Source organism: Pantoea sp. FN0305 (assembly GCF_050113845.1).
Taxonomy (GTDB): Bacteria; Pseudomonadota; Gammaproteobacteria; order Enterobacterales; family Enterobacteriaceae; genus Mixta; species Mixta alhagi.
On the sequence record NZ_JBNJSN010000002.1, the window covers coordinates 590,266 to 604,016 of the forward strand.

Genomic DNA, 13,751 nt, shown 5'->3' on the forward strand with positions numbered 1-13,751 from the left:
AGGAGTAAGGTCCATGGCCGTACAACAGAATAAACCAACCCGTTCCAAACGTGGCATGCGTCGTTCTCACGATGCGCTGACCACTTCCACTCTGTCCGTAGATAAAGTTTCTGGCGAAACTCATCTGCGTCACCACATCACTGCGGATGGCTACTACCGCGGTCGCAAGGTCATCGTTAAGTAATACTTGCGGCAACGCAAGGCGATACTTTGACACGTTTGACCCTGGCCATCGATGCTATGGGCGGGGACTTCGGTCCCTGCGTGACAGTGCCTGCAGCTTTGCAGGCACTGGCCTTACATTCGCAATTACAGCTTCTTCTGATCGGCGATCCCGCCGCTATCACGCCATTACTTGCTAAAGCTGATTCCGCTGTACAACGGCGTCTGCAGGTTATCCCTGCCGAATCGGTTATCGCCAGTGATGCCAAACCTTCTCAGGCTATCCGCCACAGTCGCGGTAGCTCTATGCGCATCGCGCTTGAGTTGGTCAAAGAGGGAAAGGCGCAGGCTTGCATTAGCGCCGGGAATACCGGTGCCTTAATGGGGCTGGCAAAACTGTTATTAAAACCGCTGGACGGCATTGAGCGCCCGGCGTTAACTACCGTGTTGCCGAATCAGCCAGGCGGTAACACGGTAGTGCTGGATTTAGGCGCTAACGTTGAATCTGACAGTGCCATGCTGGTGCAGTTTGCCATTATGGGTGCGGTGATGGCGGAAGAAGTCTTAGCCATTGAAAAACCGCGTGTGGCATTGCTGAATATCGGCCAGGAAGAAACCAAAGGGCTGAATTCGATTCGTGAAGCGGCGGAGCAGCTCAGGGCATCGCCGCAAATTAATTATATCGGCTACCTTGAAGGCAACGATCTGCTGACAGGCAAAACTGATGTGCTGGTTTGCGACGGTTTCGTGGGCAATGTCACGCTGAAAACCCTGGAAGGCGTGGTAAGGATGTTTCTTTCGCTGTTGAAATCATCTGGCGAAGGCAAAAAACGGGCGTGGTGGATGAAACTGCTGGAGCGCTGGATTAAAAAACGGCTGGCTAAGCGTTTCGGTCATTTAAACCCCGACCAGTACAATGGCGCCTGTCTGTTAGGATTGCGAGGCTTGGTTATCAAGAGCCACGGTGCAGCAAATCAACGTGCTTTTGCCGCAGCAATTGAACAGGCAGAGCAGGCGGTGCGGCGGCAAGTCCCGGAGCGGATTGCCGCGCGCCTAAAGGCTGTATTAGCCAGGAGTGATTGAGCGGACATGTATACCAAAATTATCGGTACGGGCAGCTATCTGCCTGCTCAGGTGCGGACTAACGCCGATCTGGAAAAAATGGTGGATACGTCGGATGAGTGGATTGTCACTCGTACCGGCATTCGTGAGCGACGTATTGCCGCGCCTGATGAAACCGTTGCGACGATGGGGTTTCAGGCCGCTGAGCGCGCGCTGGAAATGGCTGGCGTTAGTAAAGACGATATCGGACTGATTATCGTTGCCACCACGTCAGGCAGCCATGCATTCCCCAGCTCAGCCTGTATGATCCAGAATATGCTGGAGATCAAAGACTGCGCGGCTTTCGATCTGGCCGCCGCCTGTGCCGGCTTTACCTATGGGCTGAGCGTTGCCGACCAATACATTAAAAACGGCGCGGTAAAACATGCGCTGGTGATTGGCGCGGATGTGCTGGCGCGCACGCTCGATCCCAACGATCGCGGCACCATTATTCTGTTTGGCGATGGCGCAGGCGCCGTCGTGCTTTCCGCCAGCGAAGAACCTGGCATTATTTCTACTCATCTGCATGCCGATGGCCGTTACGGTCAGTTGCTGACGCTGCCTTATCATAACCGTGCGCAGCAGGATCAACCGGCTTATCTCACCATGTCCGGTAATGAAGTATTCAAAGTCGCGGTAACCGAACTGGCGCATATCGTTGATGAGACGCTGGCGGCCAATAACCTTGAACGCGCTGAAATCGACTGGCTGGTGCCGCATCAGGCTAACCTGCGGATTATTAATGCCACCGCGAAAAAGCTGGGTATGGGCATGGATAAAGTTGTCGTTACGCTTGACCGTCATGGCAATACTTCTGCTGCTTCCGTACCGGCTGCGCTGGATGAAGCGGTGCGCGATGGACGTATTAAGCCGGGCCAGTTGGTTCTGCTGGAGGCCTTTGGTGGTGGATTCACCTGGGGCTCGGCTCTGGTTCGTTTTTAATCGAAGGAACAAAAGATGACGCAATTTGCAATGGTTTTCCCAGGTCAGGGTTCGCAAACCGTTGGCATGCTGGCTGAGCTGGCAGCGGACAACCCGATTGTCGAAGCAACCTTTAAAGAGGCTTCCGACGCGTTGGGTTACGATCTTTGGCAACTGACGCAGCAGGGGCCAGCGGAAGAATTAAACAAAACCTGGCAAACGCAGCCTGCGCTGCTGGCTGCCTCGGTTGCGCTGTTTCGCCTGTGGCAGCAGAAGGGCGGTAAAACGCCTGCGATGATGGCTGGTCACAGTCTGGGCGAATATTCTGCGCTGGTATGCGCAGGTGTGCTGGATTTTGCCGAAGCGATCAAACTGGTTGAGCTGCGTGGGAAACTGATGCAGGAAGCGGTACCGGCCGGTACCGGCGCGATGCAGGCGATTATCGGCCTTGATGATGCCGCTATCCAGCAGGCCTGTGAAGAGGCTGCGCAGGGAGAAGTGGTATCGCCGGTAAACTTTAACTCGCCGGGCCAGGTTGTGATTGCTGGACACAAAGACGCGGTTGAACGTGCGGGCGCAGCCTGTAAAGCTGCTGGCGCGAAACGTGCGCTGCCGCTGCCGGTAAGTGTGCCGTCTCACTGTGCGCTGATGAAGCCTGCCGCAGATAAACTGGCGGTTGCGCTGGAAAATATGACTTTTAACGCGCCAGCCTTACCGGTAGTTAATAATGTTGATGTAAAATGCGAAACCTCGCCAGAAGCGATTCGCAGCGCGCTGGTACGTCAGCTCTACAGCCCGGTACGCTGGACGGAATGCGTAGAATTTATGGCGGCGCAGGGCGTGACCTCGCTGCTGGAAGTCGGTCCGGGTAAAGTCCTGACGGGCCTGACGAAACGTATTGTTGACACCCTGACAGCCTCGGCGGTAAATGATCCCGCCAGCCTGGCAGCGGCGCTTGAACAATAACAGAGGATAAAAATGAGCTTCGAAGGAAAAATTGCCCTGGTAACCGGTGCCAGTCGTGGTATTGGTCGCGCTATTGCGGAAACGCTGGTGGCACGCGGTGCGAAAGTGATCGGCACGGCAACCAGCCAGAGCGGCGCAGATGCGATCAGCGCTTACCTGGGAGAGAGCGGTAAAGGCTTTCTGCTGAACGTTACCGATCCCGCGTCAATTGAAAGCGTACTGGAAAATATCCGTGCCGAATTTGGCGAGGTGGATATTTTAGTCAATAATGCTGGCATTACGCGTGATAATCTCCTGATGCGCATGAAGGATGAAGAGTGGCAATCCATTGTGGATACCAATCTGACCTCCGTTTTCCGCTTATCTAAAGCGGTAATGCGTGCCATGATGAAAAAACGTGTGGGCCGTATCATTACCATCGGTTCCGTTGTTGGTACCATGGGTAATGCAGGCCAGGCAAACTACGCGGCAGCAAAAGCGGGTTTGATCGGCTTCAGCAAGTCACTGGCGCGCGAAGTTGCGTCACGTGGTATTACCGTTAACGTCGTGGCTCCTGGTTTCATTGAAACCGACATGACGCGTGCGTTGAGCGAAGATCAGCGCGCTGGCATCCTGGCCGAAGTTCCTGCAGGTCGTCTTGGCGACGCGCAGGAAATCGCCAATGCCGTTGCATTTTTAGCCTCTGACGAGGCAGCGTACATCACAGGTGAGACGCTGCATGTCAATGGCGGAATGTACATGGTCTGATAATTACGAAAATTATTTGCGTTAATTGCGGGAATAGCCGCAAAATAGCGTGAAATCGTGGTTGGACCAGCCGGGATTGAGTTGCATCTTTTCCAACTTTTTATACACTACGAAAACCATCGCGAAAGCGAGTTTTGATAGGAAATTTAATAGTATGAGCACTATCGAAGAACGCGTTAAGAAAATCATCTCCGAGCAGCTTGGCGTTAAGCAGGAAGAAGTCACCAACGAAAAATCTTTCGTTGAAGATCTTGGCGCTGATTCTCTTGATACCGTTGAGCTGGTAATGGCTCTGGAAGAAGAGTTTGATACTGAGATTCCGGACGAAGAAGCTGAGAAGATCACTACCGTTCAGGCTGCCATTGATTACATCAATAGCCATCAGGCCTAATGAACTACCATCAGGCGGTCACTCGACCGCCTGAGTTTTTATCCGTCCCACATAGTGTCAATCTTTCCCTCCCTGGAGGACGAACGTGTCTAAGCGTCGTGTAGTTGTGACCGGTCTTGGCATGTTGTCTCCTGTCGGCAATACCGTAGAGTCAACCTGGAGTGCTCTCCTTGCCGGGCAGAGTGGCATCAGCCTGATCGACCATTTCGATACTAGTGCCTACGCAACGCGTTTTGCTGGCTTAGTAAAGGATTTTAACTGTGAAGAGATCATCTCGCGCAAAGAACAGCGCAAGATGGATGCCTTCATTCAATATGGAATTGTCGCTGGCGTACAGGCCATGCAGGATTCCGGCCTGGTTGTTACCGAAGAAAACGCGACTCGCATCGGCGCTGCTATCGGTTCAGGCATTGGCGGGTTAGGGCTGATTGAGGAAAACCACGCGTCGCTGGTAAAAGGCGGCCCGCGTAAAATCAGTCCGTTCTTTGTGCCTTCTACCATCGTTAATATGGTGGCCGGTCACCTGACCATTATGTATGGTCTGCGTGGACCAAGCATTTCCGTTGCGACCGCCTGTACAACAGGCGTGCATAACATCGGCCATGCGGCTCGTATGATTGCCTACGGCGACGCGGATGCGATGCTGGCTGGCGGTGCGGAAAAAGCCAGTACGCCTTTGGGCGTAGGCGGCTTTGGCGCGGCGCGCGCACTCTCCACGCGTAACGATAATCCGCAGGCGGCCAGCCGTCCGTGGGATAAAGATCGCGATGGTTTTGTGTTGGGTGATGGCGCAGGCATTATCATGCTGGAAGAGTATGAGCATGCTAAAAAGCGCGGCGCGAAAATCTATGCCGAGCTGGTTGGCTTTGGTATGAGCAGCGATGCTTACCATATGACTTCTCCGCCGGAAGATGGTGCTGGTGCTGCACTGGCGATGATCAATGCGCTGAAAGATGCGCAGCTGACGCCAGAGCAGGTTGGCTACGTTAACGCTCACGGAACCTCAACGCCGGCTGGCGATAAGGCCGAAGCGCAGGCGGTTAAGTCAGTGTTTGGCGCAGCGGCCTCCAGCGTGATGGTCAGCTCGACCAAGTCAATGACGGGTCACCTGCTGGGTGCAGCAGGCGCGGTAGAATCTATTTACTCGATTCTTGCGCTACGCGACCAGGCGATTCCACCGACCATTAACCTTGATAACCCGGATGAAGGCTGCGATCTCGATTTCGTTCCTCATACCGCACGTCAGGTTAAGGGGTTGGAATATGCGCTGTGTAACTCCTTCGGTTTCGGCGGTACCAACGGATCGCTGATCTTCCGTCGCGTTTAACGATATCATTGCTATTTAAGGCCCGCTTTGCGGGCCTTTTTTACATCTGGACTATTCTGAACGGCTCAGGGCTGTAACCTGAGCGTCATAGCGGTAAGCTTAAGTTGGCAGCTTCAGCAAACGAGTGAGCAAATGATTTGGATTAACGGCGAGCAGCAGCAGCAGATAGCGGTCAGCGATCGCGCCTTACACTACGGCGATGGCTGTTTTACCACCGCGCGTCTGCAACAGGGCAAAATAGCCTGGCTGGAGGCACATCTTCAGCGCCTGCAGGAAGCGGCTTCTGTACTAATGATCCGCGACGTTGACTGGCCTGGGTTAAAACAGGAGATGGAGATCGCTGCAGCCAGCTGGCAGCAGGACGACGGCGTTCTGAAGGTCATTCTGTCACGTGGCTCAGGCGGGCGAGGCTATAGCGGTACCGGATGCCATCAACCGGTACGTATCATTATGCTGTTTGCCGCGCCGGGACATTATGCCGCACTGAGTGAAAGCGGCGTTCGCCTGATGACCAGCCCGGTGCGCCTTGGCATTAACCCTCAGCTTGCCGGAATCAAACATCTTAACCGGCTGGAGCAGGTGCTGATCCGCACACAGCTTGAGCAGAGCGGTGCTGATGAGGCGCTGGTGCTTGACACTGAGGGCAAGCTGGTGGAATGCTGTGCGGCTAATTTATTCTGGCGCAAAAGAAATCAGCTCTATACGCCCGCTGTTAGCGGCGCAGGCGTTGACGGGATTATGCGTCGGCGCATCATTGCGCTGGCGCGGCAGCACGGTTATGTCTGTCAGGTGGTGCGGGAAGAGCCGCAGACGCTGGCGGATGCGGATGAGGTTTTTATCTCCAACGCTCTGATGCCGTTACTGCCAGTAAGGCAGATTGATAGCTGGCACTATCAATCCCGTACGCTTTATCAACGACTGCTGCCAGATTGTTAATATTGGATTAATCATGACCCGAGAAATAAAAATTTTGGCTGCTGTGGCGCTGCTGTTAGCTGCCGCTGCTGCTGTTTGTTACTGGCAGGTGCGTCAGTTTGCTGCGTCGCCATTAACCATTAGCCAGGAAAAAATATTCACGCTGCCGGCCGGTACGGGCCGCCTTGCTCTTGAAGCGCAGCTGGAAAGCCAGCATATCATTACGCCGTCACCGTGGTTTGGTGTGCTGCTGAAGCTGGAGCCGGAACTGGCAAAATTCAAGGCGGGCACCTATCGCCTGGACGCTGGCATGAATGTGCGTCAGCTGCTGGCGCTGTTGGCCAGCGGCAAAGAGGCGCAGTTCCCGGTACGCTTTACCGAAGGCACACGTCTGCAGGATGTTCTGCAGGCGTTACGTAGCTCGCCCTGGATCAAACATACGTTGAAAGATGACCGGCCAGAAACGGTCGCAGCGGCGCTGGGGCTGAAAGAGGGTGAAAACCTGGAGGGCTGGCTCTGGCCGGATACCTGGCTCTATACCGCCAATACCAGCGACGTCGCGTTACTGAAACGCGCGCATCAGCGCATGAAAGAGGAAGTGGCAAAAATCTGGCAGAACCGTATGCCTGATTTGCCTTATAAAACGCCCAATGAGTTAGTGACCATGGCCTCTATCATTGAAAAAGAGACGGCGGTCAGCAATGAACGAACAAAGGTCGCCTCGGTATTTATTAACCGCCTGCGGGTGGGTATGCGTTTGCAAACCGATCCCACGGTGATTTACGGGATGGGCGAGAAGTATAATGGCACCCTGACGCGTAAAGATCTGGAGGCGCCGACGGCTTATAACACCTATACCATCAACGGCCTGCCGCCGGGACCCATCGCCTTGCCGGGTAAAGCCTCGCTTGAAGCCGCTGCCCATCCGGTAAAAAGCAATTATCTCTATTTTGTCGCCGACGGTAAGGGCGGGCATACCTTTACCACCAACCTGGCCAGCCATAATCGGGCCGTGCAGGCATGGCGCACGACCATGAAGGAAAAAAATGAACGCTAAGTTTATTGTGATTGAAGGGCTGGAGGGTGCCGGGAAAACCACCGCACGCGACTGCATTGTTGAACAGCTGCGCGAGCAGGGCATTACCGATATCGTCTTTACCCGTGAGCCGGGCGGTACCCCGCTGGCAGAGCAGCTGCGCGATCTTATTAAGCAGGGGCTGGAAGGAGAAAAGATAACCGATAAAGCCGAACTGCTGATGCTGTATGCCGCCCGTGTACAGCTGGTGGAGACGGTAATCAAACCAGCGCTGGCGCGTGGTGCATGGGTGGTGGGCGATCGCCACGATCTCTCTTCACAGGCGTATCAGGGCGGCGGACGCGGTATCGACCAACAGTTGATGCAGACGCTGCGCGATGCGGTGCTGGGCGACTTTCGTCCTCACTTAACGCTCTACCTGGATGTTACGCCGGAAATCGGTTTACAGCGTGCACGCGCACGCGGCGAACTCGATCGTATTGAACAGGAGTCGCTGAATTTCTTTATGCGCACCCGTGAGCGTTATCAGGCCCTGGCAGCCTGCGATGATTCCATTAAAACCATTGATGCCAGCCAGTCGCTGGAACAAGTGACAACGTCACTTAAAGCTGTTCTGCAAGCCTGGCTGGCGGAGCAAAAATAATGAACTGGTATCCGTGGCTTAATCCTGTTTATCGTCAGCTTATAGCTCAGCATCAGGCTGGGCGGGCGCACCATGCTGTGCTGGTACAGGCATTGCCGGGTATGGGCGACGCTGCGCTAATCTGGGCAGTAAGCCGCTGGCTGTTATGCCAACGACGCGATGGACAAAAAAGCTGCGGTCACTGTCACGGTTGCCAGTTAATGATGGCGGGCACCCATCCTGACTGGCATCCACTGACGGCGGAAAAAGGGAAAAGCGCGCTGGGGATTGATGCAGTACGCGATGTGAACGAGACGCTGTATCACCATGCTCAGCAGGGCGGCGCAAAAGTAGTGTGGCTACCCGATGCCGGACAGCTCACTGAGGCAGCCGCTAACGCCCTGTTGAAAACGCTGGAAGAGCCGCCGCAGAACAGCTGGTTTTTTTTGAGCAGTGCAGAGCCGTCAAGGCTGTTGCCTACGCTACGCAGCCGTTGTCTGAAGCTGCATCTGGCACCGCCTGACGAGGCGCACAGCCTTGCGTGGTTACAAAAGCAAAATGCGGGTTCTCATGAAGCGATGCTAACTGCGCTCCGCCTCAGCAGCGGCGCACCTGCTGCCGCGCTGGCGCTGCTTGATAAGCAAAGCTGGGAACAGCGTCAGACGCTGTGCGCTACGCTGGCCAGCGCTCTGACAGGCGATGTGCTTACGCTGTTGCCGCAGCTCAATCATGATAATGTCGCCGAAAGAATTAGCTGGCTGGCTTCACTGCTGACGGATGCGCTGAAATGGCAACACAGCGGCGACCAGTTTATCGCCAATGTCGATCAACCCGCGCTGATTACTCAACTGGCACAGCGTCTACCGGCCGCCGCGCTGGATAAAAGCCTGCGTCAATGGCTGCTGTGTCGGGAACGCCTGATGCATATTGTTGCGGTCAACCGGGAATTATTGCTAACCGAACAGTTATTAAACTGGGAAACCTTACTCAGACCAGCGGCGACATCGCTGGCTGATTAACCAAGAGAGTTGTTATGTTTTTAGTTGATTCACACTGCCATCTTGATGGTCTGAATTATGAGACATTGCATAAAGACGTGGATGATGTGCTGGCGAAAGCTGCCGCGCGCGATGTCAAATTTATGCTGGCGGTTGCTACCACGTTGCCAGGGTTCAAAGCCATGGCGCAACTGCTGGGTGACCGCCCGAATGTTGCCTGGTCCTGCGGCGTACATCCTTTGAATCAGCAAGAGGAATGGGATTTCGCTGAGCTAGCGCAGCTGGCTGACGATCCTCGCGTTATTGCCATGGGCGAAACCGGGCTGGATTACCACTATCAGCCGGAAACCAGGGCGCGTCAGCAGGCTTCTTTCCGTGAGCATATTCGCGTGGGCCGCCAACTGAACAAACCCGTTATCGTACATACACGCGATGCGCGGGAAGATACGCTGGCGATTCTGCGGGAAGAAGGGGCAGAGGAGTGTAGTGGCGTACTGCACTGCTTTACCGAGGATCGTGAAACCGCAGCTAAGCTACTGGATATGGGCTTTTACATCTCGTTTTCCGGCATCGTTACCTTTCGCAATGCAGAAGCGTTACGCGAAGCTGCACGCTATGTTCCGCTGGATCGCTTGCTGGTGGAGACCGATTCACCCTATCTTGCGCCCGTGCCGCATCGCGGAAAAGAGAACCAGCCTGCCTTTACCCGCGATGTAGCGGAGTATATGGCCGTGCTTAAAGGGGTTGATTTAGAAACGCTGGCTCAGGCCACTACGCAAAACTTTTCTGACCTGTTTCATGTTCCGCTTTCACGGTTGACCGATACGCCTGCATGACTTTTTTTAGAGCTCGTAATTAATCCGTTAAGATCGTAAAGTGCAGCGCCAAAAACGCTGCACAGACGATTTTTTCTGTACAAAAGTTGGCAAAACAATAAAAAATATCCTAAATGTTAGCCGCCTGATGGGCGAAACGTGACAGGTATCAAACAAAACTGAACAGATTTATTTTACTCTTCGTAATAAATCCAGAGAGCCTTAACAAGCTCCAAAGGCAGAAGATCCTCCCTCTTTTGCCACGCGTACCACGCGATTAAAAGCACTCATACTCAGGAGTTCCACAATATGTTTAAGAACGCATTTGCAAACCTGCAAAAGGTCGGTAAATCGCTCATGCTACCGGTGTCGGTTCTGCCGATCGCCGGTATTTTATTGGGTGTCGGTTCGGCAAACTTTTCCTGGTTGCCTGCCGTAGTTTCACATGTGATGGCGGAAGCGGGCGGCTCGGTGTTCGCTAACATGCCGTTGATCTTTGCTATTGGTGTGGCATTAGGCTTTACCAATAACGACGGCGTTTCGGCGCTGGCGGCTGTGGTTGCTTACGGCATCATGGTGAAAACCATGGCGGTTGTCGCACCGCTGGTGCTGCATTTACCGGCAGAAGAAATTGCCGCTAAACACCTGGCGGATACCGGGGTACTGGGCGGCATCATTGCCGGTTCTATCGCCGCCTACATGTTTAACCGCTTCTACCGCATCAAACTGCCTGAATATCTGGGCTTCTTTGCCGGTAAACGTTTCGTACCGATTATTTCTGGTATGGCGGCGATTATCCTGGGCGTTATCCTTTCCTTTATCTGGCCGCCAATTGGCAGCGCGATTCAGGAATTCTCCCAGTGGGCGGCCTATCAGAACCCGGTTGTGGCCTTTGGTCTGTACGGTTTGATTGAGCGTTCTCTGGTGCCGTTTGGCCTGCATCATATCTGGAACGTTCCTTTCCAGATGCAGATTGGTGAATTCACCAACGCCGCAGGACAGGTCTTCCATGGTGATATTCCTCGCTATATGGCAGGCGACCCGACTGCGGGCAAACTTTCTGGCGGCTTCCTGTTCAAAATGTATGGTCTGCCGGCAGCCGCTATCGCTATCTGGCACTCTGCAAAACCAGAGAACCGTGCGAAAGTGGGCGGTATCATGATCTCCGCAGCGCTGACCTCGTTCCTGACCGGTATCACCGAGCCGATCGAGTTCTCGTTCATGTTCGTGGCACCGATTCTCTATGCAATCCACGCTATTCTGGCAGGCCTGGCCTTCCCGATCTGTATCCTGCTTGGCATGCGTGACGGCACCAGCTTCTCGCACGGTCTGATCGACTTTATCGTGCTGAGCGGCAACAGCAGCAAAATCTGGCTGTTCCCGATTGTGGGTATCATCTACGGTCTGGTTTACTACACCATTTTCCGCGTGCTGATCGCCAGGTTGAACCTGAAAACGCCGGGCCGTGAAGAAACCACGACTGAGCAGTCAACCGGTACAGCCAACGAAATGGCGGCAAACCTGGTTACCGCGTTCGGTGGTAAAGAGAACATCACGAACCTGGATGCCTGTATTACCCGTCTGCGCGTGAGCGTGGCCGACGTATCCAAAGTGGACCAGGCTGGCCTGAAAAAACTGGGCGCTGCCGGTGTGGTAGTGGCAGGTTCTGGCGTACAGGCTATCTTCGGCACTAAGTCGGATAACCTGAAAACCGAGATGGATGACTATATTCGCAACAGTTAATCACTGATGCGCACAGCAAAGGCGAGCTTCGGCTCGCCTTTTTACGTTTAAGGACTATGGCGGGCTTTATCGCGGCCTGTCAGATCGAAGCTGCTGCATATCCGCCCGCTATCAGAAACAGGATGAAGAATTTTTAATATCCCAGCCCATGCGGCTTTCCGCACCTTTAATTCCAGCAGCGGTCTGCTCCCAGTACTGGAACTTCACCTTGTCTGCCTGAAACGCATACGCGGCCTCAGAGATATGATCTAAATTCGCATCGATGACAATCACGTTTTCCAGCGTCAGCCGGCAGGACTCAATCATGCCGTTGCCCGCTTTACAGAACGAAAGCTGGATTGCCTTTATGCGGTTGCCATTAGACGCAAACAGCAGCACCGCTGCGGTCGCTTTATCTATAGGGCAGTGAACCGTCAGATTTTTATAGCGCGATGCAGCTGGCCCGGCGACGTTGCCGTTTCTGTGAACGCCCCAGGAGTAACTTTTTACATCGATCCAGCCCTGATGAGCGGCATCCTGCGATTCACCGGTTAAGCCTGCTATTTTAAGAAATACGCTTTCCATATGATTCCTTATTTTCCTGAGTGCTACGTTGCGTCTGTGAATGTGTCTTCCATACAAAGGCTTTGTATGGGACAGGCAGTTGCAATGATTTTTAATTAAAATTCATTTTTACAATTTCGCCTTTGTCATTTATGCGGTGATAACCCGCATAGGTTGTAAAGAAAAGCCCGGTATTTTTACTGTAGTCAACGGTAAAAGTCTTATTCTTTTCGATGCATTTTTTTTGGGGTTTCATGTCGGTAAAGCACAGCCTTTCATCTTCATCGGGTTCCATGTAACCATCGCCGAATAACCAGAAGGTGATGCTGAAATTTTCGGTGAATGCGGGGGCTGGTATGCCGTAGCGGCTTTTGAGCATCTCTTTGTTTTCCTGCCACCAGGCTATTTTCCCGCTTACGGTCAAAGGGAAATGATCAACCAGTACGTCGCTAAATCCGCTGCTTCTGTTATGAACTGCTATGATTTTCACTGGACGAAGAGTGCGCCAGAGAAAAAAACATAATAATGTAATGATGATGTATATTGCCCATTGCACCTTTTTACCTGACACTTTCATTACGTATCCCATTGATATTTATTGTAGCGTCCATCTCGGTTATAAAAGGTCGAAAGCCGAAGCGGTTGTATCGCTGCAGTACAAACCAGATGCGAAAGAATCGGAAAAGATTAAATTTATCATTTAAAATATCGTTAGCGTCCAGACCAAAATGATCCTGTACTTTATAATTAACTTGAGCACGATAGTGGTTACTGTGGATATAAAGGGATTTAATAGTGATGTAGGTCGCCCAGGTGTCATGTACGGTAATTCCCAGACCGTTAATAGTATCCTGAATTCTGTCAAACTTAGGCAGCTTACCGGAAAGTATGGCTTCTTTTAACTTCTCTCTGTTTGACGTTGGGAAAAAACCTTTATCCCAGTCTATGTTTCGGTTAAGAATATTTTGTAATAGCATGCGCGTGCTGTTTTCCTCTGAAAAATCATTAATAATCTGCAATTTCAGTGCGCTATCCAGTGACAAACTACTGAACGGCGCACCTTCACCCTGCTGCATATGGGTAATCATCTCTTCGATAAGATATTTGTAAGGGCCATAAATGGCAAAAGCCTGCGACAGATGGCGCATTTCATCAAAAAGAATAGCGGCGCACTCGGCAACGGAATGTTTTGCGCCTGCGCCCCGGGAGCCATAAAATCGCGAATGCGGCTGCCTGAGCGGGGTAATTTCCGTCAGGGTATATGGATCAATGCGGGTGGAAACATCATGCAGGTGAAAATCATTTTTTAACTGCGATTCGGTAAGATCGCCGTAGCGCATATCTTCGGCGCTATAGTCGTCCATTCTTTTTTGTGTTTCAAATATCCGGCAGGGAAAGCGTAAAGCAGTCACTGGCAACTCCTTGTATGATCTTTTTTCCATATGTCACTTTGTCAATACCAAC

The 13,751-nt window shown here is 52.9% G+C and carries 16 protein-coding genes; 13 read left to right on the forward strand and 3 right to left on the reverse strand.

Features of this window, described 5'->3' with window-relative positions; translation table 11 throughout:
- The first annotated feature begins 13 nt into the window (after positions 1-13).
- The 13 genes from rpmF to ptsG all read left to right on the forward strand — a co-directional run bounded on the left by rpmF (position 14) and on the right by ptsG (position 11,744).
- Complete coding sequence (gene rpmF / locus ACQE3Y_RS06860; protein ID WP_038626789.1) at positions 14-184, forward strand: 50S ribosomal protein L32; 171 nt, start codon at positions 14-16, stop codon at positions 182-184.
- A gap of 26 nt (positions 185-210) precedes the next feature.
- Entirely contained in the window at positions 211-1,245 is a 1,035-nt protein-coding gene (gene plsX, locus ACQE3Y_RS06865; RefSeq protein WP_426981154.1) for a phosphate acyltransferase PlsX, read from the forward strand.
- Between the two features lie 6 nt (positions 1,246-1,251).
- Positions 1,252-2,205 (forward strand): beta-ketoacyl-ACP synthase III, encoded by a 954-nt coding sequence (locus ACQE3Y_RS06870; protein WP_426974344.1) that lies wholly within the window; start codon positions 1,252-1,254, stop codon positions 2,203-2,205.
- A gap of 15 nt (positions 2,206-2,220) precedes the next feature.
- Positions 2,221-3,150 (forward strand): ACP S-malonyltransferase, encoded by a 930-nt coding sequence (gene fabD / locus ACQE3Y_RS06875; RefSeq protein WP_250652369.1) that lies wholly within the window; start codon positions 2,221-2,223, stop codon positions 3,148-3,150.
- Between the two features lie 12 nt (positions 3,151-3,162).
- On the forward strand, positions 3,163-3,897 hold the full coding sequence (fabG, locus tag ACQE3Y_RS06880) for a 3-oxoacyl-ACP reductase FabG (protein WP_250652370.1): 735 nt from the start codon (positions 3,163-3,165) through the stop codon (positions 3,895-3,897).
- A 154-nt stretch (positions 3,898-4,051) separates the two neighbouring features.
- On the forward strand, positions 4,052-4,288 hold the full coding sequence (gene acpP / locus ACQE3Y_RS06885; RefSeq protein ID WP_085072106.1) for an acyl carrier protein: 237 nt from the start codon (positions 4,052-4,054) through the stop codon (positions 4,286-4,288).
- A gap of 85 nt (positions 4,289-4,373) precedes the next feature.
- Positions 4,374-5,615, forward strand: coding sequence for a beta-ketoacyl-ACP synthase II (gene fabF / locus ACQE3Y_RS06890; RefSeq protein ID WP_250652371.1), 1,242 nt, complete (start codon positions 4,374-4,376; stop codon positions 5,613-5,615).
- Positions 5,616-5,747: 132 nt separating this feature from the next.
- The gene (gene pabC / locus ACQE3Y_RS06895) at positions 5,748-6,551 is read left to right on the forward strand and encodes an aminodeoxychorismate lyase (protein WP_426974345.1); all 804 of its coding nucleotides are present in this window, start codon (positions 5,748-5,750) and stop codon (positions 6,549-6,551) included.
- 13 nt (positions 6,552-6,564) lie between these two features.
- A complete protein-coding gene (gene yceG / locus ACQE3Y_RS06900; RefSeq protein ID WP_426981155.1) occupies positions 6,565-7,587 on the forward strand; it encodes a cell division protein YceG in 1,023 nt (340 codons plus the stop codon).
- Positions 7,577-8,209: a dTMP kinase gene (gene tmk, locus ACQE3Y_RS06905; RefSeq protein WP_426981156.1), complete on the forward strand. Its 633-nt coding sequence runs from the start codon at positions 7,577-7,579 to the stop codon at positions 8,207-8,209. Before yceG ends, tmk begins: the two co-directional genes overlap by 11 nt.
- Positions 8,209-9,207: a DNA polymerase III subunit delta' gene (holB, locus tag ACQE3Y_RS06910; protein WP_426981158.1), complete on the forward strand. Its 999-nt coding sequence runs from the start codon at positions 8,209-8,211 to the stop codon at positions 9,205-9,207. The genes tmk and holB overlap by 1 nt, the downstream gene beginning before the upstream one ends.
- A gap of 14 nt (positions 9,208-9,221) precedes the next feature.
- Positions 9,222-10,022 (forward strand): metal-dependent hydrolase, encoded by an 801-nt coding sequence (locus tag ACQE3Y_RS06915; RefSeq protein WP_426981159.1) that lies wholly within the window; start codon positions 9,222-9,224, stop codon positions 10,020-10,022.
- 288 nt (positions 10,023-10,310) lie between these two features.
- Positions 10,311-11,744 (forward strand): PTS glucose transporter subunit IIBC, encoded by a 1,434-nt coding sequence (ptsG, locus tag ACQE3Y_RS06920; protein ID WP_426981160.1) that lies wholly within the window; start codon positions 10,311-10,313, stop codon positions 11,742-11,744.
- 111 nt (positions 11,745-11,855) lie between these two features.
- Here ptsG and ACQE3Y_RS06925 read toward each other — a convergent pair whose 3' ends face one another.
- The 3 genes from ACQE3Y_RS06925 to ACQE3Y_RS06935 all read right to left on the reverse strand — a co-directional run bounded on the left by ACQE3Y_RS06925 (position 11,856) and on the right by ACQE3Y_RS06935 (position 13,729).
- Positions 11,856-12,308, reverse strand: a complete 453-nt coding sequence (locus ACQE3Y_RS06925) for an Hcp family type VI secretion system effector (RefSeq protein ID WP_250652376.1) — start codon at positions 12,306-12,308, stop codon at positions 11,856-11,858.
- Positions 12,309-12,399: 91 nt separating this feature from the next.
- Entirely contained in the window at positions 12,400-12,864 is a 465-nt protein-coding gene (locus ACQE3Y_RS06930; protein ID WP_426974352.1) for a DUF943 family protein, read from the reverse strand.
- Positions 12,848-13,729, reverse strand: coding sequence for a YPO3983 family protein (locus tag ACQE3Y_RS06935; RefSeq protein WP_426974353.1), 882 nt, complete (start codon positions 13,727-13,729; stop codon positions 12,848-12,850). The genes ACQE3Y_RS06930 and ACQE3Y_RS06935 overlap by 17 nt, the downstream gene beginning before the upstream one ends.
- Positions 13,730-13,751: the final 22 nt, after the last annotated feature.